The sequence below is a fragment of the Streptomyces sp. NPDC048275 genome (genome assembly GCF_040652275.1).
In the GTDB taxonomy this organism is placed as follows: Bacteria; Actinomycetota; Actinomycetes; order Streptomycetales; family Streptomycetaceae; genus Streptomyces.
Genome location: NZ_JBEZLR010000011.1, coordinates 23,272 through 44,309 on the forward strand (window position 1 = coordinate 23,272; position 21,038 = coordinate 44,309).

The following is a 21,038-nucleotide window of genomic DNA, read 5'->3' on the forward strand; positions in this document are numbered from 1 at the left end:
ACGGAAGCAGCCCCTCAGGAGTGAGCGTGGGGCCTGGTGCGCCCCCTCGGCTCACATCATGTCTTCGATCTCCGAGGCGATGGGGTCGGCGTCCGTGCCGATGACGACCTGGACGGCGGTGCCCATCTTGACGACGCCGTGGGCGCCCGCGGCCTTCAGGGCGGCCTCGTCGACGAGGCTCGAGTCCTCGACCTCGGTGCGGAGCCGGGTGATGCAGCCCTCGACCTCCACGATGTTCTCGATGCCGCCGAGCCCGGCGACGATCTTCTCAGCCTTCGTGGCCATGTCCTACTCCCTGATCCGAACCGCTTTGTCGCAGTAACCCACAGTTGGCCCATCTTTGCGAGCCGTCATGTCGTACGTGCCGAATGACGGCGCCGCGACGGAACGACCGACCGACCGCCGACTGGTCTACACCAGTTGATGAACAGTCGACAACCCCACCCCGGACCTGTGGACATGTCCGGAATCTCGCCCGGAATCCCTTCTTCCTGTTATGGTCCAAGGCACAAAATCGGCGGGTTCCTTATCCGGGCTTCACCGTGCTACAACAGGTCTACACCACTGAGTGGTGTAGACCACGTCGCCCCCACCCCCTTCCTGTCCCCTGGGTGGCGTCGCCATGCCCACTGGAGGAAGTTGTGACCACGGCCAGCGCCGCTCCCGCGGCCGGCAAGAAGAAGGGCGCCGGCGCGATGGCTGTTCTGCAGCGCATCGGCCGCAGCCTGATGTTGCCGGTCGCCGTACTGCCCGCCGCCGCGCTCCTCGTGCGGCTCGGCGCCGACGACATGCTGGGACGTGAGTCCTTCCCCTCGTTCCTGACCAAGATCGCCGGTTTTATGGCGGCCGGCGGCAACGCGATCCTCGACAACATGGCGCTGCTCTTCGCCGTGGGCATCGCGATCGGCTTCGCGAAGAAGTCGGACGGCTCGACGGCGCTCGCGGCCGTGGTCGGCTACCTGGTCTTCAAGAACGTGCTGGCCACGTTCACCGACAAGAACCTGCCGCAGGTGGCCACGGCCGTCGACGGCAAGGTGGTCATGGTGGACGCCCCGGTGGACGCCAAGGTCCTGGGTGGCGTGGTGATGGGCATAGTCGTCGCCCTGCTGTACCAGAGGTTCTACCGGACCAAGCTGCCCGACTGGGCGGGCTTCTTCGGCGGCCGCCGCCTCGTCCCGATCCTGTCCGCCCTCGCGGGGCTGGTCATCGGCATCGTCTTCGGTTACATCTGGCCGGTCCTCGGCACCGGTCTGCACAACTTCGGTGAGTGGCTCGTCGGTTCGGGCGCCGTCGGCGCCGGCATCTTCGGTGTCGCCAACCGCGCGCTGATCCCGATCGGCATGCACCACCTGCTGAACTCGTTCCCGTGGTTCCAGGCGGGCGAGTACAACGGCAAGACCGGTGACATCGGGCGCTTCCTGGCCGGTGACCCGACCGCCGGGCAGTTCATGACCGGCTTCTTCCCGATCATGATGTTCGCGCTCCCGGCCGCCTGCCTGGCGATCGTGCACTGCGCCCGCCCCGAGCGCCGCAAGGTCGTCGGCGGCATGATGTTCTCGCTCGCGCTGACCTCGTTCTTCACGGGCGTCACCGAGCCGATCGAGTTCACGTTCATGTTCATCGCGCCCGTCCTGTACGCCATCCACGCGGTCCTCACCGGTGTCTCCCTGGCGCTGACCTGGGCGCTCGGCATGAAGGACGGCTTCGGCTTCTCGGCCGGCGCGATCGACTTCGGCCTCAACCTCGGCATCGCGAGCAACCCCTGGGGCCTGGTTCTGGTGGGCCTCTGCTTCGCGGTGGTCTACTACGTCGTCTTCCGCTTCGCGATCATCAAGTGGAACCTGCCGACACCGGGCCGCGAATCGGACGAGGAACTGGCGGAGCTCCTCAAGGCGGAGGCCAAGTAGGCCGCACGCCCACGCCCACGCCCGCACAGGCGCACGCACACGCCGAGGCCCCCGGAGATTTCTCCGGGGGCCTTGTCGTGCGTACAGGGTCTAGATCTCGTACGACAGCCTGGGCATCGCCAGTTCCACCGGCCCCGCGTACACCTCGCGGGCGTCGGTCAGGTTGATCTGCGGGTCCGTCCACGGCGGGATGTGGGTGAGCAGCAGACGGCGGGCGCCGGCGCGGCTGGCCGTCTCGCCCGCCTGGCGGCCGTTGAGGTGGAGGTCGGGGATGTTCTCCTTGCCGTGCGTGAAGGCGGCCTCGCAGAGGAACAGGTCGGCGTCCCGGGCCAGTTCGTCCAGGGCCTCGGTCACGCCCGTGTCCCCGGAGTACGTCAGTGACTTCCCGCCGTGCTCCACGCGGATGCCGTACGCCTCCACGGGGTGGCGCACCCGCTCCGTGTGCACGGTGAACGGGCCGATCTCGAACGTGCCCGGCTTGACCGTGTGGAAGTCGAACACCTCGCTCATGGAGGAGGCGGTGGGGGTGTCCGCGTACGCGGTGGTCAGCCGCTGTTCCGTGCCCTCGGGTCCGTAGACGGGGATCGGGCCGGCGCGGCCGCCCTCGTGGCGGTAGTAGCGCGCGACGAAGTACGCGCACATGTCGATGCAGTGGTCGGCGTGCAGATGGCTGAGGAAGATCGCGTCGAGGTCGTAGAGACCGCAGTGGCGCTGCAACTCGCCAAGGGCACCATTGCCCATGTCAAGGAGCAGCCGGAAGCCGTCGGCCTCGATGAGGTAGCTCGAGCAGGCCGATTCCACGGACGGGAACGACCCCGAGCAGCCGACGACGGTGAGCTTCATAAGAGCTGGAACCTCCGCGCTGGCAGGAAGTGCAGAGAGTAAATGCGATGAACAGATACTCGGATGCAGATACGGGAACGGGGGTCGTGCGGTCCGTCGAGCGTAAGGCGCAAAAGGACGGGTCGCTCCTCCACCAGGGGCCGTTGTGGGCGAACTCACCTGTGCTGTCACCGGTTCGGATGGACCTTCGGCCGGACCTTCGGCTGGACCCGAGATGCGCGGGCCGTGCGGTGAGGGGGCGCGGCAGGGGAGCGGGCCGGGGTGCGCGCCGGTACCTTCGTTGCTATGGACACGTCCTGGTGGCTCGCGCTGGCGGCTGTGGTGCTGCTCGCGTTGGTCGCGACGCTGGTGGACGGCTGGGGGCGCCGTCAGTATCGGCATCGGCATCGGCATCGGCCGATCGCCGGTACGCGTCGGCCGTCCGGGCGGCCGGGTGGGCTGCCGGGCCGACTGCCGGGTGGAGCGCGGCGGCGGGCGCCTCGGCCGCGGCCGGCGGAGATCTGGTGGGCGAACGTTCCCTACGAGGACGGGCCCGGGGACAAGGACCGGCCGTGTCTGGTGCTGTCCGTGCAAAAGGACTGTGCGGTCGTCGCGAAGATCACCAGCAGGTATCACGACGATCGGGCCGGGGTGATTCCGTTGCCGCCCGGTGCGGTGGGGGATGCGCACGGGCGGGCGAGTTTTCTGGAGACGGATGAGCTGCGGGAGGTGTCTGTGTGGGACTTTCGGCGGCGGGTGGGGGTGGTGGATCCGGCGCTTTGGGATCAGGTGCGGTACCTGGGCGGGTGAAGGGTTTTTCGCCCCCGCCGCCCCTACCCGTCCCGTCCCCCGGGGGCTCCGCCCCCGGACTCCCGGCAGGTGGTTCTTTGGGTGCAGGGCGGTGGGGGCTGGGCGCGCAGTTCCCCGCGCCCCTGGGTAGGTCAGCCTGTCCGGCGTTTGAGGACCAGTCCGTTCAGGCCGAACGGGGGTCCGGGGGCGGAGCCCCCGGGGGACGGGAAACCTACGCCCAGAGCTGGCCCTGGAGTGTTTCGATTGCTTCCTCTGTTGTGGCGGCGGTGTAGACGCCTGTCGACAGGTACTTCCAGCCGCCGTCGGCGACGACGAAGACGATGTCGGCGGACTCTCCCGCGGCCAGCGCCTTCTTGCCGACGCCGATCGCGGCGTGCAGCGCGGCGCCGGTGGAGACGCCCGCGAAGATGCCCTCCTGCTGAAGAAGCTCCCGCGTGCGGGTCACGGCGTCGGCCGAGCCGACCGAGAACCGGCTGGTGAGGACGGACGCGTCGTACAGCTCGGGCACGAAGCCCTCGTCGAGGTTGCGCAGGCCGTACACCAGGTCGTCGTAGCGAGGCTCCGCGGCGACGATCTTGATGTCCGGTTTGTGCTCACGCAGGAAACGGCCGACGCCCATCAGGGTGCCGGTGGTGCCGAGCCCGGCGACGAAGTGCGTGACGGAGGGGAGGTCCGCCAGGATCTCCGGGCCCGTCGTCGCGTAGTGGGCGCCCGCGTTGTCGGGGTTGCCGTACTGGTAGAGCATCACCCAGTCCGGGTGCTCGGCCGCCAGTTCCTTCGCGACGCGTACGGCGGTGTTGGAGCCACCGGCAGCGGGGCTGGAGATGATCTCCGCGCCCCACATGCCCAGCAGGTCACGCCGCTCCGACGAGGTGTTCTCCGGCATCACGCACACCATGCGGTAGCCCTTGAGCTTCGCCGCCATGGCCAACGAGATGCCGGTGTTGCCGCTCGTCGGCTCCAGGATCGTGCAGCCCGGCGTCAACCGGCCGTCCTTCTCCGCCTGTTCGATCATGTGCAGCGCGGGACGGTCCTTGACCGAGCCGGTCGGATTGCGGTCCTCCAGCTTCGCCCAGATGCGGACGTCCTCGGACGGCGAAAGGCGTGGCAGGCGCACAAGCGGTGTGTTGCCTACCGCGGCGAGCGGGGAGTCGTAGCGCATCAGAGGTCAGCAGCCGATCAGACCATGCCGCCGGCCACGGCCGGCAGGATCGTCACGTTGTCGCCGTCGGTGAGCTTGGTGTCGATGCCGTCGAGGAAGCGGACGTCCTCGTCGTTCAGGTAGACGTTGACGAAGCGGCGCAGTTTGCCGTCGTCCACGATGCGGGCCTGAATGCCCGCGTGCCGGGTCTCGAGGTCTGCGAACAGCTCGGCGAGGGTCTCCCCGGCACCCTGGACGGCCTTCTCGCCGTCGGTGTAGGTGCGAAGGATGGTGGGGATGCGGACCTCGATGGCCATGGTTGCGGGCTCCTGTCGGGAGAAAAGTCAGGTCGGGGTGCGCGCGGCAGCGCGGGAAAAGCAGGGGTGACGCCGGTTGCGCAGCCGCGGCTCACGGCCGTACGGCGGCAGGATCAGCGCGTACAGATGGCGCTTTGCAGCCTGCACAGGTCGACGTGCAGCCGCGCCACGAGCAGCATGCCCGGCGTCTTGTCGCTCACGTCGTGGGAAACCATGCGCTCATCGTATCGATTCCCGGTCCGGGTCCTGGAATGTGATCTCAGATAGTGGATGAATTCTGACCAAAGTTCGGGATGGGGGCCCGACCGAGGCAGATCGGATGCGGGGATCAGTAGGCCTCCACCACCGTGACCTCCTCCTCCGTCACTTCCCCTTCGACGATCCGGTACGAGCGGAACTGGAAGGGGCCCGCGTCGTCCGTGTCCGCGGTGGACACGAGGACGTAGTGCGCGGCGGGCTCGTTGGCGTAGGAAATGTCCGTGCGGGAGGGGTAGGCCTCGGTCGCGGTGTGGGAGTGGTAGATGACCACCGGCTCCTCGTCGCGGTCGTCCATCTCGCGGTACAGCTTCAGCAGGTCGCCCGAGTCGAACTCGTAGAACGTGGGCGAGCGGGCGGCGTTGAGCATGGGGATGAAGCGCTCGGGGCGGCCCGAGCCCTCCGGGCCCGCGACGACGCCGCACGCCTCGTCGGGGTGGTCCTGGCGCGCGTGGGCGACGATCTGGTCGACGAGGGTCTGGGTGATGGTCAGCATGCTGGCCAGGATAAGCAGAAGGGCCGCTCCGTACCGAGGGGTGGTACGAAGCGGCCCACATGGTGAACCGGGGAGTCCGTGCGGGTCAGCCGACCTTCTCGAAATCCGGCTCGCGGCGCTCGGTGACCTGCGGGTTGCGGGCCTTGAGCACCTTCCAGCCGATGCCGAGCGCGGCGGCCCAGCCGGCCATCACGTACAGGCAGACGCGGGAGTCGGCGTCGTACGCGATCAGTCCGGTGACGAAGAGCAGGAACGCGACGGCGATCCAGCTGCACTTCGCGCCGCCCGGGGCCGGGAAGGAGGACGCGGGCAGACGTCCGGCGTCGACCGCGCGGCGGTACAGGATGTGGCTGATCAGGATCATCAGCCAGGTCCAGATGCCGGCCGCGGTGGCCACGGAGACGACGTAGCCGAAGGCCTTCTCCGGGACGATGTAGTTCAGGATCACGCCGATGCCCATGAAGAGCATGGAGACGGTGATGCCGATCGCGGGGGTCTTGGTCGAGGAGAGCTTGCTGAAGACCTTCGGGGCCTCGCCGTTGTCCGCGAGGGTGCGGAGCATGCGGCCCGTGGAGTACATGCCGGAGTTGCAGGAGGAGAGAGCCGCGGTCAGAACGACGAAGTTGACGATCGCGGCGCCCGCCGGGATGCCGATCTTCGCGAAGGCCGCCACGAAGGGGCTGACGCCCGGTGCGAACTCTGTCCACTTCACGACGCAGAGGATGACCGTGAGCGCACCGACGTAGAAGAGGGCGATGCGCCAGGGGAGGGTGTTGATCGCCTTCGGGAGGGTCTTCTCCGGGTTCTCGGACTCGCCCGCGGTGACGCCGACCAGCTCGACGGCGAGGTAGGCGAACATGACGCCCTGGAGGGTCATCAGGGACGAGCCGATGCCCTTGGGGAAGAAGCCGTCGAACTGCCACAGGTTGGCGACCGACGCGGTGTCACCGGCGGAGCTGAAGCCGAAGGTGAGGACGCCGAGGCCGATCACGATCATGCCGATCAGCGCGGTGACCTTGACCATCGAGAACCAGAACTCGATCTCGCCGAAGAGCTTCACCGAGATCAGGTTCGCCACGAAGAGGACGAGCAGGAACACCAGCGCCGTCACCCATTGAGGGATGGACGGGAACCAGTAGTTGACGTAGATCGCGGCGGCCGTGAGTTCGGCCATCCCGGTGACCACCCACATCAGCCAGTACGTCCAGCCGGTGAAGTAGCCGAAGAACGGGCCGAGGAACTCGCGGGAGTACTCCGCGAAGGAGCCCGAGACCGGGCGGTAGAGGAGCAGCTCGCCGAGCGCCCGCATGATGAAGAAGATGATCACGCCGGCGATGGCGTACATGAAGATGAGGCTGGGCCCGGCCTTGGCGATGTTCGCCCCGGCACCCAGGAAGAGGCCGACGCCGATCGCGCCGCCGATCGCGATCATCTGGACCTGACGACTGCCGAGCCCGCGCTCGTACCCCTCTTCGGGGGCGTCGCCGCTCACGGCCTCACTGCCGGCACGACTCTCGTCGTGCTTACCGACCTGCGATGAGGTCATGTGTGGTGCGCCTTTCTCCATGCCGATCCGAGCCAGTCCCTTGGCTTCGGATCGTTCCGATCCCCCCGGATAGGTGGAGCTTGTGCCTGACCGGCGATCCGCCGGTCGGTGGCGCACCCGGCAGGACATGGATGGTGTCCCGTCGGGCGGTCGTGAAGATTTATCACGGCCGCAACATTGATCGGTTGGGGCGCCTGTAAGCCACACCACAGGGAGAAGTGGACAAATGGGACTCAGGGCCACATAACAGGCCTCATCGGTAATGCGATCGTTATCCGGAGTTGAGCGTCCGCTGAGCGAACGGCACGTGAACGCGGCGGATCACGGCATCAACGTCTCGACCAGCGTCTCCTGGAGCCCGCCCAGCCAGAGGTACGCCATCACCATCGGCTTGCGCGGGTCCTCGTCCGGCAGGCGGTAGAGGAGGTCGGTGTCCTCCTCGTCGACGACGTCGAGCCGGGCGCCGATCGCCAGACGCAGGTCATTGAGGGCGCGCAGCCACTGCTCGGACTCCTCCGCGGAGAGCTTGAGGACCGCGCCGCCGTCGCCCGCCGTGGTGAGCGCGTCCAGCGAGCGGATCACCGCGAGGGCGTTCTCACGCTTGCCGGCGCGCAGGTCGTTCTCGGTGAAGCGGCGGAACTCCGCGGAGTGGGCGCGCTGCTCATCGGCCTTTTCGGGTGAGCCGGCCTCGACGTCGGGGCCGCTGTAGGCGTCGGGGAAGAGGCGCCGCAGCACGGGGTCGGCGGGCGGCTCGCTGGGGCCCTCCGCGAACAGCTCGGCGAGCGGGTCGTCGGGGGCGTTCTCCGCGGGGCCGGGACCGATGAGCTCCAGGAGCTGGACGGCGAGGGAGCGGATGATGGAGATCTCGACCTCGTCGAGCGCGACGGCCGCGCCGCCGCCGGGGAGCGGTTCGAAGTGTCCTGGCATGGAGTGAGTTCGCTACTTCCGGTCCTGCTCGCGGTTTGTTGAGAGCTCGCGGTTTGCGAGAGCTCGCCGTTGGTGAGAGCTCTCGGCTTGTGAGAGCTCTCGGCTTGTGAGAGCTCGGGCTATTTCCGGTCCTGCTGAAGAGTGGCCCACAGACCGTAGCCGTGCATGGCCTGTACGTCGCGCTCCATCTCCTCGCGCGTGCCGCTGGAGACGACCGCCCGGCCCTTGTGGTGGACATCCAGCATGAGCTTGGTGGCCTTGTCCTTGGTGTAGCCGAAGTACGCCTGGAAGACATACGTCACGTAGCTCATGAGGTTGACCGGGTCGTTGTGGACGATGGTGACCCAGGGAACGTCCGGCTCGGGTACGGCGAAGACCTCCTCCGCCGACTCGGTCTTTTCGATCTCTAGGGGTGCGGGAGCCGTCACACGGCCCATGCTGCCACCAGAGAGGAGCCCTCGCACAAACGGGTCCCCCAAATCGGACCCACAAATCGTCAGAGTGACGAGATGGGGGTACCATCCGGTTCTATGCGGCATCCCCCGGGGGACAACCCCCGGACCCCCGGCCGAGACTGGGGTGCACCGGCGCAATACGGCGAGGAGAAGACAGTGAACCCAGCGGACCTTGGGCTGCCGGTGGACGTTCCCTCGACGGCGCTCTTCACGGACCAGTACGAGCTGACGATGCTGCAGGCCGCGCTGGCCGCCGGGACCGCCGAGCGGCGCTCGGTCTTCGAGGTCTTCACCCGGCGGCTGCCCGACGGGCGGCGGTACGGGGTCGTGGCGGGCACCGGGCGCGTTCTCGACGCCGTGGAGAACTTCCGGTTCGACGCGGACGTCCTCGGCTTCCTGCGCGAGAACGCCGTCGTGGACGAGCCGACCCTGAAGTGGCTCGCCTCGTACCGCTTCAGCGGGGACATCTGGGGCTACCCCGAGGGCGAGGTGTACTTCCCCGGCTCGCCGATCCTGCGGGTCGAGGGGTCCTTCGCGGAGTGCGTGCTCCTGGAGACCGTGATCCTCTCCATCCTCAACCACGACTCGGCCATCGCGGCCGCCGCCTCCCGGATGGCCTCGGCCGCCGGGGGGCGGCCACTGATCGAGATGGGCGCCCGGCGCACGCACGAGCTGTCCGCGGTCGCCGCGGCGCGGGCGGCGTACATCGGGGGCTTCGCGACCACCTCCGACCTGGCCGCCGGCTTCCGCTACGGCATCCCGACCGTGGGTACCTCCGCGCACGCCTTCACCCTCCTTCACGACCGCGAGCGGGACGCCTTCCAGGCCCAGGTGAACTCGCTCGGCCGGGGCACGACTCTGCTCGTGGACACGTACGACGTGGCCGAGGCGGTGCGGACGGCCGTCGAGGTGGCCGGGCTCGAGCTGGGTGCCGTGCGGATCGACTCCGGGGACCTGCTGCTGGTCGCGCACCGGGTGCGGCAGCAACTGGACGAGCTGGGCGCGACCAGCACGAAGATCACCGTGACCTCCGACCTGGACGAGTACGCGATCGCCTCGATGGCGGCGGCGCCCGTGGACGCGTACGGCGTCGGCACCCAGCTGGTGACGGGTTCCGGCCATCCCACCTGTTCGATGGTCTACAAGCTGGTCGCCCGTGCCGAGTCGGCGGATCCGAAGGCGGCGCTGGAGCCCGTGGCCAAGAAATCCACCGGCGGCAAGACTTCGATCGGGGGACGCAAGTGGGCCGCTCGACGGCTGGACGAGTACGGGGTCGCCGAGGCCGAGGTGATCGGCACCGGGCCGGTCCCCGGTGAGCTGGCCACCCGGCAACTGCTGGTCGAGCTGGTCAAGGGCGGTCAGGTCGTCGCCCGCGAGCCGCTCGACGCCGTACGCGACCGGCACGCTGCCGCCCGCGCGAACCTGCCGCTCTCGGCGACGCAGCTCTCGCGCGGGGAGCCGGTCCTTCCGACGGAGTACATCTGAGCGGTCCGCCCGAGCACGCCTGAGCACATCCGGACGATACGTCCGATACGCCCCCGGAGTACGCCGGGGGCGTGCGCGGGCGCCGCTCCGGCCGCCTTCAGCCACCATTGGGCGAACGCGAATGAACGGGCGGACAGCGGGAATGCAACGGCAGTCCGCCATAAGAGCCTCAGCCGTAGCCCATTGCCCCCTCCCGCGCCGCGCTCGGAGTCTCTAGGCTCGGTTCCATCGGCCGGCCCGCACCCGCACCCAACCGCCGACCCCATAGTCGAAGGACACCGACCATGCGCCGCGCCTTGATCGTCGTAGACGTGCAGAACGACTTCTGCGAGGGGGGCAGCCTCGCGGTGGCCGGGGGTGCCGATGTGGCCGCCGCCATCACGGAGCTGATCGGGCAGGCGCCCGCCGGCTACCGCCATGTCGTCGCGACCCGTGACCTCCACATCGCCCCCGGCGGCCACTTCGCCGACAACCCCGACTTCGTCCACTCCTGGCCCGCGCACTGCGTGGCCGGCACGGAGGGGGTGGGCTTCCACCCGAACTTCGCCCCGGTGGTCGCTTCCGGCGCGATAGACGCCGTCTTCGACAAGGGCGCGTACGCGGCGGCGTACAGCGGCTTCGAGGGCGCCGACGAGAACGGTGTCTCGCTGGGCGACTGGCTGCGGGCCCGCGAGATCGGCGAGGTGGACGTGGTCGGCATCGCCACGGACCACTGCGTGCGCGCCACCGCGCTGGACGCCGTACGGGAGGGCTTCCGTACGCAGGTCCTGCTGGACCTCACCGCCGGGGTGGCCGAGGAGACCACCGGCCGGGCCTTGGAGGAGCTGCGGGAGGCCGGCGTGGAGCTTTCGGGCAAGCCGGTCGTATAGGCGAGGGCGAATCCCCGAATCCCCTCACCGACAGACTCACCCCTGTGGTGCCGGGCGTCTCAGCAGCGCTCTGATCGGGTGCCACAGCTCCTGCGCGAGCTCGGGCGCCACGACACCGTTGTCAGAGGCCGTGTGAAGGGCGGCCGCGCCGGTGGCCGTGCGCCATATCAGACCGTCGGGGTGGTGCAGGACCGCGGTGATCTCGTCGGGGGTGGGCGGGGCCGCGTTGCCACGGAGGTAGACCGCGCGCAGGCCCAGGTTGCGCAGCCGGGTCAGGGCGCGGGCACGGTTCTGGGCCAGCACCAGGACGCGTACGCAGCCCCGTGCCGAGCCCGGCGGGCTGGGCAGGTTCAGCGCCACCACCACGCTGCCGTTCGGCAGCTTGCAGAAACCTCCTGCGGCCATGCAGTCACACCCCCGTGCGCACCGGTGTCAATAAGAAATCCACAGGACGCACCTAAACACGATCGGCGGCAACCCGCCAGGGGCTGCCGCCGAATCATGCTCTGACCTGCGCAAATGCCGACTACTTCACCGCGGCGCCAACCTTGAGCGTGATCGTGGAGCCGTTCAGGGCCTCCTTGACGATCTTGATCTTGGTGTTGGTGTCAGTGATCTCGACACCGGCGCGCGGGGCCGTCTCGTCGTAGTACGTACTGGTGTGGTCGTTGAACGTCGACACACCCTTGCTCGACGGGATCTTCGTCGCCACGTCCGCGTTGTGCAGCGTGAGACCGTCCGTGCGGTAGAGGCTGAACGGCGAGTCGTACGCCTGGATGCGGCCGCGCATCACCGTGCCGTCGGACCACTTCAGCGCGGTCGGGTGGGAGTCCACCGGCAGGATCAGGCCGGCGCCCGGGTGGACGCTGGTGTTGTTGTCCGCCTGGGAGGTGTCCCACTTCCAGATCAACAGGCCGTTCTGGTAGGGGAAGTGCTCCACCCAGGACGGACGGGTCGAGAAGCCGAAGTTGTACGGGCCGACCTTGAGGGTCTTGTCGTACGACACGTACTGGCGGTTCTCGGCGATGTAGTACTGCGCGTAGTCGTCCGTGATGGACGCGCCGATACGGGAGAAGCCGTCCGCGGTCCAGGCGGCGTCCGCGCTCTCCGCGTCGTCGAGGAAGACGGCGGTGCCGTCGGCGGTCACGGAGATCGAGTCGGCCGCGAAGCCCTTCTGGGCCACTCCGCCGTCCGTGGCGTAGCGGAAGCGCAGCTTGATGCTCTGGCCCGCGTAGGCGTCGAGCGGGTAGGCCAGCTTCTTGTACGCGTCCGTCGTGCCGTCCAGGGCCGGCTTGCCGCTGCCGTCACGGCTGATGGCCGCGCCGTCCGCCGTGCCGTCGATCGCCGTCCAGTTGGACCCACCGTCGGTCGACACCTCGGTGTAGAGGTAGTCGAAGCCGGCCTCGATGTCCCACCAGCCGTCGAGGGTCAGCGTGGCGGCGGACTTGCCCGTGAGGTCCACGGAACGGGTCAGCGTGTTGGTGAGGTTGTCACCGCTGCCGCTCCACCACTGGTTCGCGCCCTGCGCCGGTTCGACGATCTCGTTGGTGACCGTCTTCTTCGGCAGCTCGACCACGAGGGCCTGCGCGTCCTTGGTGTTGTACTCGGCGACGCCCAGCTTGTGGGTCGACGCCGTCGCGGCCTTCGCCGTGTCGTAGTCGAGCCAGCCCAGCTGGAGCTTGTCCCAGGCGTTCATGTCGCCGGGGAGGTTGCCGATCTCGTTCTTGCCGGTGCCGAGCCAGGAGCCGGAGGACATCAGCGTCCAGAAGCCCGTGGAGTTGTCACCACCGTTGGTGTCGTAGAGGTCCGGCAGACCGAGGTCGTGGCCGTACTCGTGGGCGAAGACGCCGAGTCCGCCGTTCTCCGGCTGAATGGTGTAGTCGCCGACCCAGATGCCGGTGTCGCCGATCTGGGCGCCGCCGAGCTTGTTGTCGGCGGGACCGGTCGAGCCGGCGTCGGTGCCGAACGCGTACCAGCGGTGGGCCCAGATCGCGTCCGCGCCCTGCGCACCGCCGCCCGCGGACTCGTCCTCGCCGGCGTGCACGATCTGGAAGTGGTCGATGTAGCCGTCGGACTCGTTGAAGTCGCCGTCGCCGTCGTGGTCGTAGCGGTCCCACTGGTCGTACTCGGCCAGGTCCGCCTTGATCTCCGCGTCGCTCGCGCCTGCCGCCTTCTGCTCCGCGACCCAGGCGGTGACACCGTCCTGCACCGCGTACCAGGCGCCAGTGGGGGCGTCGTTGGAGCCGTAACGGGCCTCGTTGTAGGGGACCTTGACCCAGTCGGTGACCTCACCCTCGACCGAGTAGCGGCCGGAAGACTGCTTCTCGTAGTACGTCTTCAGCGAGTCGACACCCTTGCCGGTGCCGAAATAGAGGTCGTTGAAGTGCTCCTGGTCAAAGTCCGCCTGCCAGGCCGTGCTGTTGTCCTGGGTGCGGTCCGGCTCGGCTATCTCGTTGTGCGCCGGGCCCACGGTGCCGCCGTAGCGGCTGTCGATCTGGTCGCCGAACTCGACCAGGATCGTGAAGATCTTGTCCGTCTTCTCACGGCCGAGCTCGACGTACTTGCTGTCGCCCTTCTTGCTGTCCAGCCGGACGACCTTCGAACCGTCGCGGTCCTTGACCTCGGCGTCGCCGGATATGACCTGGTTCAGTGCCTCCTGGCGCTGCGCTTCCTGAGTCTTGCTCAGCGGGCCGTCGAGGTCGTGCTCCTGCTGGTTCTTGGCCGACTGCGGGTCCTGCCGGTTCACGGCGGCCGTGTCGATCGGCGCGTCGGCGTGCGCCACGGCGAACGTCGAGAATGTGGCGGCGGCCGTCGTGAGGGCCACGCCCACCGCGGCCGCTCTGAACGTCCATGGTCTGCTGGTCACTTGAAGTCCTCCCCTGCGTTCGTTCGCGCGGAGGGGGGATCCCGGATCGTGGAGTTCCGCGCGCTATACGCGTGTCAAGTGACGACATTCGACCGGAGTTACCAGAGAAAAGACAGGTCTTGACTTGTGCCGGTCAACTGCACTATGCGGAGCGGAAGTTCGGTATCCGAACCGCGTGGACCCCCTCAACGGGCGCGCTCACCGGTCCACGTGATGGACGCGATGACTCCGTGCGCCCCCTGTGCATCGGCACCGTGGGTTAGGTCACGCTTACCGGGCGTTCCACTCGGGCATGCAGGCGAATAGAGTCAATCGGTAGAGCGTCGGAATGTCGACGGATTACCGAATCGACACCGTTGTCTTCCCCCGATTCGCAGCCCCACCCCGACTGTTGTCCGCACCCTCCCCCATCGCGAGAGGTATGGGGGGAGTACCCCCACCCCGAGGAATCGCCATGCCTCGTCCGACCGCCGCACTGCCTCGTCCGACCGCCGCACAGCTCGCCTACGGTTCCTGCACCGTGATCTTCTCGACGCTCGCCATGCTGCTGCTGTCTCAGACGAGTTCGGGCCTGGGGATCGCGGTGATCGCCCTGTCGGCACTCGCTCTGGGACTGCTCGTCGCCTTGACGATTCCGCTGCCGAAGCGCGCGCCGGCGGTCGCTGTGCCGCCCACCGCGGCCGCTGCCATGGAGGCACGGGTTCCGGTGCGGCGCGAGACCGCGTCCGTCGCCGCGTCCGTCGCCGCGTCCCTCTCCGTGCCGGCCGGCGCGGCGCCCGAGCCGGTCCGAGAACCAGCGGGCCCGTGAACGCACACGAACCGGCGGGCCCGTGAACACAAGTGAACCGGCGGGCTCGTGGATCACGGACCTGCCGCGCTCACCGCGTCTGCCGGTCGGCCGTCTCTTGGCTTCGCGTCTCTTCGCGTCTCTTCGCGTCTCTTCGCGTCTCTTCGCGTCTCTTCGCGCCGCGGCTGACCGCGTACGTCAACCTGTGGCGACCACCACCGTCTTGGCCGCCTTGTCGTGGATGCCCTGCTTGTAGGGCTTGTCGAAGAAGCTCCAACCACCCGCGATCGCGGTCCAGATGCACGCGCAGCAGAACGCGAACGGGAGCCACAGGACCAGCGCGCGCACCAGCGAGGTCTGTGCGGAGGGCGTGGAGCCGTTGTCGAGGTTGGCCACGCGCAGCTTGAACAGCTTCTTGCCGAGGGTCTGCCCCGACTTGGCGATCATGATGGTGTCGTAGCCGGTGTAGAGCACCGCGACGAGCACGGCCTGCCCGAGGCCCTTGCCGTACTCGACCTCGTCCGCGTTCACGGTGTACTCGTCGATCCCGAACGCCCAGGTCAGCAGCCACACCACGATGCCCACGAGGATCATGTCGAGGATCCTCGCCAGCGTGCGCTTGCCGCTGTCGCCGAGCGGGGGCATGCCGGCCAGCGGGTCGCCGCCGTAGGGGCCGCCACTGCCGTAAGGGCCGCCCCCACCGCCGTACGGCTCCCCGCCGCCGTAGGGGGGCGGCTGCTGACCGCCGTAGGGCGGGGTGTCGTACGGGGAACCCTGGGGCGGGGTGGGCGGGGTGCCCTCGTGCGGGGAGCCACCGCCGTCAGCCGGAGGGGGCTGCTTCTTGAACGGGTCTTCGTCCGGTGGCGGGCCGGAGCCGGGGGGCGGCGGTTCGCTGCTCATGGCCCGAGTCGACCGCGAACCCTCCGGTCGCGCATCCGGCGAGCGGCCGTCCGGGGGACGCCCGGGACACGGGCGTCCGGACGGCCGCGGGGGCGGCTGTGCGGGCGGTTACGCGGCCACGAAGGTGTGGGCCGCCTTGTCGTGCCAGCACTGACGCCAGGGCTTGTCGAACAGGCACCACAGGATGCCGACGACGCCGATGACGAGGAGGCCGGGGACGCTGTAGACGAGCCAGCGGCGCAGGGCCAGGCCGAAGGACGGAGGTTCGTGGCCCTCGATGTCCCGGACCTCGATGCCGCACAGCTTCTTGCCGAGGGTGCGGCCCCACTTGGCGGTGGGGAGCGCGTCGTAGAGGACGCCGAAGAGGAGCAGGACGGCCAGCACGATGCCGAGGTAACCCGCGGTCGTGCCGTCGAGCAGCCAGACCGTGACGGTCTCGCCGGACTGCTTGGCCGCGTCGACCTTCGCGTCGATGTGGTCGATCGCCTTGGTGCCCAGCGGTACGGCGGCCACGGCGGTGACGCCGGCCAGGACGACGGTGTCCAGGAGTCGCGCGGCCAGCCGCTTGCCGAGGCTCGCGGGGCGTGCCGCGGACTGCCTGCGGGCGGCCGCCTGGAAGATGTCCTCGACCGGTGCCTTCCACGGCACGACGGGCTGCCCCTCGTCGGCCGGGGCGCCCGCGAGCCGGTGCACCTGCTGGGCCCAGGAGGGCTGTCCGCCGCCGACACCGCTGGCCATGGGCATGGCGGCGGGCCCGGTGGACTGCTGGGGGAGGGAGGGGCTGGACGGACCGGCGGGACCGGACCCGGCGGGCGCCTGCGCGGCAGCGGCCTGAGCCGCTTGGGCCGCCTGGGCTGCTTGGGCGGCCTGAGCCGCGGCCTGGGCCGCCTGTCCGGCGCCGAAGCCGCCGCCGGAACCACCCGCCGCGGACGTGTCCGCCCCCGGTGCGCCGGTGGCCGGATCCGTGCCCCCGGCCTGCGCCTCCTGCTGCTGCCCCGTGCGCGGGGAGCGCGCGCCGAAGGTCATGGTGCCCTCGGCGGGGGCGGGGTCCTGGGCCCCCGGGGTGCCGGTGGGGTGACCGGTACCGGCGAACTGCGCACCGCTCGCGGCGGCCCCGTTCCCGGGTGCTCCCGCGTCCCGTCCGGCCCCGGTACCCTCCGCGGTCGGACGGCGGAACAGCACCGCCCCGTCGGGCGCGGGAGGCTGGGAGCCACTGCCCGAGCCCGCGGGCGGGAACGTCGCCGTGCCGTCCGTGCGGGAGGAATCGCCGTCGGGCTGGACGACCGCGTCACCGGGCTCCGCCGCGCGCGGCACGCGCGGGTCGGAACCCTGGGGCCCGCCCCAGGACACTCGGCGGTCCTTATCGCGGCCGAAGCCCGACTGCTGGGAGCGGTCGGCGCCCCACGCCGTCGCGGGCTCCGGCCGACTGCCGTGCTGCGCCTCGGCCGGGGGCAGCCGCTGCGGCTCGGCCGCGGGTCGCGGGTCCTCGTCGAAGAAGTGCGGCCCCGTCTCCTCCGCCGGAATCGGCGCGGGGGCGGGCACGGTGGCCGGTCGCGTGCCGGGCGGCGTGATCGGCACGCCGTCGGACGGCGCCGGACGGCTCGTACCCGGTACCCAGGCGGCACCGTTCCAGTACCGGACATATCCAGGAATGGAAGGGTCCGGGTAGTACCCCTCGCGGGGCTTGTCGTCACCGGGGGCCGGGGTTGGGGCGCTCATGTCCGTCGTCCCGTATCTGCTCGGAGGTTTCTTGGAGGGTCCACATCTATCAGACCGGCGCACGCGTCACGGCCGCTCCCGCCGTACCCACCCCATTCGAGCAACGTTCCGCCACCTCTGGACACCACCCGAAGGACACCGCCCGAAAAAAGTTCTCCGAACTCGCGTAATGGTTCCGTGTGAACGCGCTCTCCACTCGTACGGGCCCGCCCTCAGGGCCCCGTACCCGAAGGGAAGGGCATCGACATGCACACCGTGGTGGAACGCGAACTCGAGCTCAAACTCGTCCTGTCGCCCCGACGCAGCATCCCCGTGCCGGCCCGGCTCAGCTACTACAGCGACGAGCCGTACGCCGTCCACATCGCCTTTCACATCGACTCCGAGCATCCCGTCGACTGGACCTTCGGCCGTGAACTGCTCATCGAGGGGGTGTTCCGGCCGTGCGGTGACGGCGACGTGCGGGTGTGGCCGACGAAGGTCGCGGGCCGCAGCGTCGTGCTGATGGCGCTGAGTTCGCCGGACGGCGACGCCCTCCTCGAGGCGCCCGCCGCGCAGGTGTCCGCCTGGCTGGAGCGCACCCTGCGGGCGGTCCCGCCGGGCTCCGAGGCGGAGCAGCTCGGCATCGACGACGGCCTCGCCGAGCTGCTCGCCCCGACCCCGGCCGACGACCTGTGGCTGCGCGGTCCGTGGCCGTCGGACGAGTCGAAGGACGGGGAGTAGGCCTGGGTGTCAGAAGACCTTGCCCGGGTTCAGCAGGCCCAGGGGATCGAACGTCGTCTTGATCCCGCGCTGCATCTCCACCCCCACCGGGCCGATCTCGCGCGCCAGCCACTCCTTCTTCAGGACGCCGACGCCGTGCTCGCCGGTGATGGTGCCGCCGAGTTCCAGGCCGAGGGCCATGATCTCGTCGAAGGACTCGCGGGCGCGCCGGGACTCGTCGGGGTCGGTGGCGTCGAAGCAGACGGTGGGGTGGGTGTTGCCGTCGCCGGCGTGCGCGCAGACGCCGATGGTCAGGGAGTACTTGTCGGCAACGCGCTCGATGCCTTCGAGCATGTCGCCGAGCCGGGAGCGCGGCACGCACACGTCGTCGATCATCGTCGTGCCCTTGACGGCTTCGAGCGCGGTGAGCGACAACCGCCGTGCCTGGAGGAGGAGTTCGGACTCCGCCGCGTCCTCCGCGGGGACCACCTGCGTGGCGCCCGCGGCCTCGCACAGGGCGCCCACCGCGGCGAGGTCGGCTGCCGGGTCGTGGGTGTCGAAGGCGGCGAGGAGGAGGGCCTCGGTGGTCTCCGGGAGACCCATGTGGGCGAGGTCGTTGACGGCCTTCACCGTCGTACGGTCCATCAGTTCGAGGAGGGAGGGGACGTGACCGCCCTCCATGATCCTGCACACGGCGTCGCAGGCTGCCCGCGCCGACCCGAACTCCGCGGCCAGCACCAGTTGCTGGGGCGGCTGCGGCTTGAGGGCCAGAATCGCCCGTACGACGATGCCGAGCGAGCCCTCCGACCCGACGAAGAGGCGAGTGAGGTCGTACCCGGCGACGCCCTTCGCCGTACGGCGGCCGGTGGACATGAGCCGACCGTCGGCCAGTACGACGTCGAGGCCGAGGACGTACTCGGCCGTCACCCCGTACTTCACGCAGCACAGCCCGCCGGAGGCCGTGCCGATGTTGCCGCCGATCGTGCACATCTCCCAGCTGGAGGGGTCCGGCGGGTAGTACAGGCCGAGTTCGCCCACGGCGCGGGAGAGCGTGGCGTTGATGACGCCGGGTTCGACCACGGCGACCCGGTCGACCGGGCTGATCTCGAGGATCCGGTCCATTTTCACCAGGGACAGCACGATGCAGCCGTCGGAGGCGTTGGCGGCGCCGGACAGGCCGGTGCGGGCACCCTGCGGGACGACGGGGACGCGCAGCTCGGTCGCGGTGCGCATGATGTGCTGGACCTGTTCGACGGTGCGCGGCAGGACGACGACGGCGGGCGTGCCGGCCTCGCAGAAGCTCGCCATGTCGTTGGCGTACGAGACCGTGACGTCCGGGTCGGTGAGGACCGCCTCGGTCGGCAGGCCGACGAGGAGTCGGTCGACGAGGTTGCCGGTGACGTCGTCGCGCGGGGCTTCGATACGGCTCATGATCACAGCGTCGCACCCGGGGCCATCGGTGTGAACCCCGTCTGCGGCACCCTTTGTGTGCCGGGATGTGGTCTTCGTACTGGAGCACAGTGAAGGACATGCAGATCGAAGAGCGACAGCCGGTTCTCACCGGACTGCAGCCCGAGGGGCCCTCCGGGGGGCGGCGCCGCTCCTCCGTCGTGAAGCGCGCCCTGATCGGTGTGGTCGCCGGGTGTGTCGTCCTCGGCGGGGTGCTGGTGCTGCTGCCCTCGGCCCTGGACTCCGCGCCGCCGCCCTCGCCGGGGCCGGTGGTGGCGCGGGCCGCGGCGGGGCCGGTGGCGGCGCGGGCGCGGGCGGCTTCGGGGGCCGGGGTGCCCGCCGCGCTGCCCGATCTGGCGGCGCTCATCGGCGACCGCGAGGCCCATCTGCGGGCCCATCCGCGCGACGAGCAGTCGTGGGCGGTGCTCGGTGCGGCGTATGTGGAGCAGGGGCGGCGGACGGCGACGCCCGCGTACTTCCCGAAGGCCGAGCAGGCGCTGCGTACGTCGCTGGCCGCCGCGCCGAAGCAGAATGTGGCGGCGCTGGACGGGCTGGCCGCGCTCGCCAACGCGCGCCATGACTTCCGGGCGGGCCGGAAGTGGGGCGAGGCGGCGCTGAAGCTGGCGCCGAAGCGGTGGACGACGTATCCGCTGCTGATCGACTCCTACACCGGCCTCGGCGACTACAAGGCCGCCCGCACGGCGCTGGAGAAACTCCAGGGGCTGCACTCGGGACCGCCGGTGCTGGTAGAGGCCTCGCAGGTGTACTGGGAGCGCGGCTGGCGCGAGGACGCGGTGGCCGCGCTGGCGGACGCGGCGGCGGGTTCGGGGACCCCGGCCGAGCGGGCGGCCTGGCTGGAGGAGTCCGGCCGGCTGGCCTGGGAGCGCGGGGACCGGGAGGAGTCGCTGCGCTTCTACGAGAGCGCGCTGCGCACCGACCGCGACAGGCACAGCGCGCTCGCCGGGCAGGGGCGTGCGCTGGCGGCGCTCGGGCGCACGTCGGAGGCGCAGCGTGCGTACCAGGCGGCGCTCGCCAAGCAGCCCGAGCCGCGGTACGCGCTGGAGCTGGGCGAGTTGTACGAGACGCTGGGGCTCGCCGACGCGGCGCGGGCGCAGTACGACCTGCTGCGGGAGCGGGTGCGGACGGAGGCCGCGAACGGCGTCAACAACGAGCTGCTCCTCGGGCTGTTCGAGGCCGACCACGGTGATCCGGCGACCGCCGTGCGCCGACTGCGCGCCGAGTGGAAGCGGCAGCCCGGGATCGCGGTCGTGGACGCGCTGGGGTGGGCGCTGCACCGGGCGGGCCTCGACGAGGAGGCCCTGAAGTTCGCGACGAGGGCGACGGACAAGCTGCACGGAGGCGGCGTGCGCAGTGCGCTGTACATGTTCCACCGGGGTCAGATCGAACGTGACCTGGGCCTCGCCGGCTCGGCCCGCCGCCACCTCGAGGAGTCCCTCCGCATCAACCCGTACTTCTCCCCCGCCTTCGCCCCCATGGCCAGACAAGCCCTGGACGCCCTCGGCGAACCGGCCGCCGAGCCCCTGCCACAGACTGCGCAGCCGGTAGCCGGTAGCCGGTAGCCGGAGTT

General features: G+C 69.8%; 21 protein-coding genes. 7 read left to right on the forward strand and 14 right to left on the reverse strand.

The window, feature by feature from the left end:
- Positions 1 to 51: 51 nt before the first annotated feature.
- Positions 52 to 285, reverse strand: a complete 234-nt coding sequence (locus tag AB0D57_RS09645; protein WP_362069443.1) for a PTS glucose/sucrose transporter subunit IIB — start codon at positions 283 to 285, stop codon at positions 52 to 54.
- A gap of 356 nt (positions 286 to 641) precedes the next feature.
- Between AB0D57_RS09645 and AB0D57_RS09650 the strand changes: the two genes are divergently transcribed.
- Positions 642 to 1,907, forward strand: a complete 1,266-nt coding sequence (locus AB0D57_RS09650; protein WP_362069446.1) for a PTS transporter subunit EIIC — start codon at positions 642 to 644, stop codon at positions 1,905 to 1,907.
- Between the two features lie 90 nt (positions 1,908 to 1,997).
- On the opposite strand, the gene AB0D57_RS09655 is transcribed toward AB0D57_RS09650, so the two are convergent.
- Positions 1,998 to 2,750: an MBL fold metallo-hydrolase gene (locus AB0D57_RS09655; RefSeq protein WP_362069449.1), complete on the reverse strand. Its 753-nt coding sequence runs from the start codon at positions 2,748 to 2,750 to the stop codon at positions 1,998 to 2,000.
- A gap of 285 nt (positions 2,751 to 3,035) precedes the next feature.
- On the opposite strand from AB0D57_RS09655, the gene AB0D57_RS09660 reads away from it, so the two are divergent.
- The gene (locus tag AB0D57_RS09660; protein ID WP_362069452.1) at positions 3,036 to 3,539 is read left to right on the forward strand and encodes a type II toxin-antitoxin system PemK/MazF family toxin; all 504 of its coding nucleotides are present in this window, start codon (positions 3,036 to 3,038) and stop codon (positions 3,537 to 3,539) included.
- A 211-nt stretch (positions 3,540 to 3,750) separates the two neighbouring features.
- Here AB0D57_RS09660 and AB0D57_RS09665 read toward each other — a convergent pair whose 3' ends face one another.
- The 7 genes from AB0D57_RS09665 to clpS form a co-directional block, all read right to left on the reverse strand.
- Complete coding sequence (locus tag AB0D57_RS09665; RefSeq protein WP_362069455.1) at positions 3,751 to 4,701, reverse strand: cysteine synthase; 951 nt, start codon at positions 4,699 to 4,701, stop codon at positions 3,751 to 3,753.
- Positions 4,702 to 4,718: 17 nt separating this feature from the next.
- Positions 4,719 to 4,997: a MoaD/ThiS family protein gene (locus tag AB0D57_RS09670; protein WP_362069458.1), complete on the reverse strand. Its 279-nt coding sequence runs from the start codon at positions 4,995 to 4,997 to the stop codon at positions 4,719 to 4,721.
- Between the two features lie 113 nt (positions 4,998 to 5,110).
- Positions 5,111 to 5,212 (reverse strand): putative leader peptide, encoded by a 102-nt coding sequence (locus tag AB0D57_RS09675; protein WP_313904860.1) that lies wholly within the window; start codon positions 5,210 to 5,212, stop codon positions 5,111 to 5,113.
- Between the two features lie 113 nt (positions 5,213 to 5,325).
- Positions 5,326 to 5,748: a M67 family metallopeptidase gene (locus AB0D57_RS09680; protein WP_362069461.1), complete on the reverse strand. Its 423-nt coding sequence runs from the start codon at positions 5,746 to 5,748 to the stop codon at positions 5,326 to 5,328.
- A gap of 85 nt (positions 5,749 to 5,833) precedes the next feature.
- Positions 5,834 to 7,294, reverse strand: coding sequence for an amino acid permease (locus AB0D57_RS09685; protein WP_362069464.1), 1,461 nt, complete (start codon positions 7,292 to 7,294; stop codon positions 5,834 to 5,836).
- A gap of 321 nt (positions 7,295 to 7,615) precedes the next feature.
- Positions 7,616 to 8,221 (reverse strand): DUF2017 domain-containing protein, encoded by a 606-nt coding sequence (locus tag AB0D57_RS09690; protein WP_362069467.1) that lies wholly within the window; start codon positions 8,219 to 8,221, stop codon positions 7,616 to 7,618.
- A gap of 119 nt (positions 8,222 to 8,340) precedes the next feature.
- Positions 8,341 to 8,658 (reverse strand): ATP-dependent Clp protease adapter ClpS, encoded by a 318-nt coding sequence (gene clpS / locus AB0D57_RS09695; protein WP_362069470.1) that lies wholly within the window; start codon positions 8,656 to 8,658, stop codon positions 8,341 to 8,343.
- Between the two features lie 174 nt (positions 8,659 to 8,832).
- On the opposite strand from clpS, the gene AB0D57_RS09700 reads away from it, so the two are divergent.
- Positions 8,833 to 10,161 (forward strand): nicotinate phosphoribosyltransferase, encoded by a 1,329-nt coding sequence (locus AB0D57_RS09700; protein ID WP_362069473.1) that lies wholly within the window; start codon positions 8,833 to 8,835, stop codon positions 10,159 to 10,161.
- 284 nt (positions 10,162 to 10,445) lie between these two features.
- Positions 10,446 to 11,030: an isochorismatase family protein gene (locus AB0D57_RS09705; protein WP_362069476.1), complete on the forward strand. Its 585-nt coding sequence runs from the start codon at positions 10,446 to 10,448 to the stop codon at positions 11,028 to 11,030.
- Between the two features lie 36 nt (positions 11,031 to 11,066).
- Here AB0D57_RS09705 and AB0D57_RS09710 read toward each other — a convergent pair whose 3' ends face one another.
- Positions 11,067 to 11,435: a hypothetical protein gene (locus AB0D57_RS09710; protein WP_362069479.1), complete on the reverse strand. Its 369-nt coding sequence runs from the start codon at positions 11,433 to 11,435 to the stop codon at positions 11,067 to 11,069.
- 121 nt (positions 11,436 to 11,556) lie between these two features.
- On the reverse strand, positions 11,557 to 13,896 hold the full coding sequence (locus tag AB0D57_RS09715; protein WP_362069482.1) for an immune inhibitor A domain-containing protein: 2,340 nt from the start codon (positions 13,894 to 13,896) through the stop codon (positions 11,557 to 11,559).
- A 475-nt stretch (positions 13,897 to 14,371) separates the two neighbouring features.
- Here AB0D57_RS09715 and AB0D57_RS09720 point away from each other — a divergent pair, with 475 nt between their 5' ends.
- Positions 14,372 to 14,704, forward strand: a complete 333-nt coding sequence (locus tag AB0D57_RS09720) for a hypothetical protein (protein WP_362069758.1) — start codon at positions 14,372 to 14,374, stop codon at positions 14,702 to 14,704.
- A gap of 177 nt (positions 14,705 to 14,881) precedes the next feature.
- Here the strand turns inward: AB0D57_RS09720 and AB0D57_RS09725 are convergent, their stop codons facing one another.
- Together AB0D57_RS09725 and AB0D57_RS09730 are read right to left on the reverse strand one after the other, a co-directional pair.
- Positions 14,882 to 15,583 (reverse strand): RDD family protein, encoded by a 702-nt coding sequence (locus AB0D57_RS09725; RefSeq protein WP_362069485.1) that lies wholly within the window; start codon positions 15,581 to 15,583, stop codon positions 14,882 to 14,884.
- A 108-nt stretch (positions 15,584 to 15,691) separates the two neighbouring features.
- Positions 15,692 to 17,302: an RDD family protein gene (locus tag AB0D57_RS09730; RefSeq protein ID WP_362069488.1), complete on the reverse strand. Its 1,611-nt coding sequence runs from the start codon at positions 17,300 to 17,302 to the stop codon at positions 15,692 to 15,694.
- A 246-nt stretch (positions 17,303 to 17,548) separates the two neighbouring features.
- Between AB0D57_RS09730 and AB0D57_RS09735 the strand changes: the two genes are divergently transcribed.
- A complete protein-coding gene (locus tag AB0D57_RS09735; RefSeq protein ID WP_362069491.1) occupies positions 17,549 to 18,022 on the forward strand; it encodes an SsgA family sporulation/cell division regulator in 474 nt (157 codons plus the stop codon).
- Positions 18,023 to 18,031: 9 nt separating this feature from the next.
- Here the strand turns inward: AB0D57_RS09735 and AB0D57_RS09740 are convergent, their stop codons facing one another.
- Positions 18,032 to 19,438, reverse strand: coding sequence for an FAD-linked oxidase C-terminal domain-containing protein (locus AB0D57_RS09740; RefSeq protein WP_362069494.1), 1,407 nt, complete (start codon positions 19,436 to 19,438; stop codon positions 18,032 to 18,034).
- A gap of 92 nt (positions 19,439 to 19,530) precedes the next feature.
- Here AB0D57_RS09740 and AB0D57_RS09745 point away from each other — a divergent pair, with 92 nt between their 5' ends.
- Positions 19,531 to 21,030, forward strand: coding sequence for a tetratricopeptide repeat protein (locus AB0D57_RS09745; RefSeq protein ID WP_362069497.1), 1,500 nt, complete (start codon positions 19,531 to 19,533; stop codon positions 21,028 to 21,030).
- The last annotated feature ends 8 nt before the right edge of the window (positions 21,031 to 21,038 follow it).

Bases quoted from the DNA above. Each gene is read 5' to 3' on its own strand.
- AB0D57_RS09690 (WP_362069467.1), bottom strand. From the start codon at position 8,221: ATGCCAGGACACTTCGAACCGCTCCCCGGCGGCGGCGCGGCCGTCGCG.
- AB0D57_RS09680 (WP_362069461.1), bottom strand. From the start codon at position 5,748: ATGCTGACCATCACCCAGACCCTCGTCGACCAGATCGTCGCCCACGCG.
- AB0D57_RS09665 (WP_362069455.1), bottom strand. From the start codon at position 4,701: ATGCGCTACGACTCCCCGCTCGCCGCGGTAGGCAACACACCGCTTGTG.
- AB0D57_RS09645 (WP_362069443.1), bottom strand. From the start codon at position 285: ATGGCCACGAAGGCTGAGAAGATCGTCGCCGGGCTCGGCGGCATCGAG.
- AB0D57_RS09735 (WP_362069491.1), top strand. From the start codon at position 17,549: ATGCACACCGTGGTGGAACGCGAACTCGAGCTCAAACTCGTCCTGTCG.
- AB0D57_RS09685 (WP_362069464.1), bottom strand. From the start codon at position 7,294: ATGACCTCATCGCAGGTCGGTAAGCACGACGAGAGTCGTGCCGGCAGT.
- AB0D57_RS09730 (WP_362069488.1), bottom strand. From the start codon at position 17,302: ATGAGCGCCCCAACCCCGGCCCCCGGTGACGACAAGCCCCGCGAGGGG.
- AB0D57_RS09675 (WP_313904860.1), bottom strand. From the start codon at position 5,212: ATGGTTTCCCACGACGTGAGCGACAAGACGCCGGGCATGCTGCTCGTG.
- clpS (WP_362069470.1), bottom strand. From the start codon at position 8,658: ATGGGCCGTGTGACGGCTCCCGCACCCCTAGAGATCGAAAAGACCGAG.
- AB0D57_RS09725 (WP_362069485.1), bottom strand. From the start codon at position 15,583: ATGAGCAGCGAACCGCCGCCCCCCGGCTCCGGCCCGCCACCGGACGAA.
- AB0D57_RS09660 (WP_362069452.1), top strand. From the start codon at position 3,036: ATGGACACGTCCTGGTGGCTCGCGCTGGCGGCTGTGGTGCTGCTCGCG.
- AB0D57_RS09670 (WP_362069458.1), bottom strand. From the start codon at position 4,997: ATGGCCATCGAGGTCCGCATCCCCACCATCCTTCGCACCTACACCGAC.
- AB0D57_RS09710 (WP_362069479.1), bottom strand. From the start codon at position 11,435: ATGGCCGCAGGAGGTTTCTGCAAGCTGCCGAACGGCAGCGTGGTGGTG.
- AB0D57_RS09705 (WP_362069476.1), top strand. From the start codon at position 10,446: ATGCGCCGCGCCTTGATCGTCGTAGACGTGCAGAACGACTTCTGCGAG.
- AB0D57_RS09655 (WP_362069449.1), bottom strand. From the start codon at position 2,750: ATGAAGCTCACCGTCGTCGGCTGCTCGGGGTCGTTCCCGTCCGTGGAA.
- AB0D57_RS09745 (WP_362069497.1), top strand. From the start codon at position 19,531: ATGCAGATCGAAGAGCGACAGCCGGTTCTCACCGGACTGCAGCCCGAG.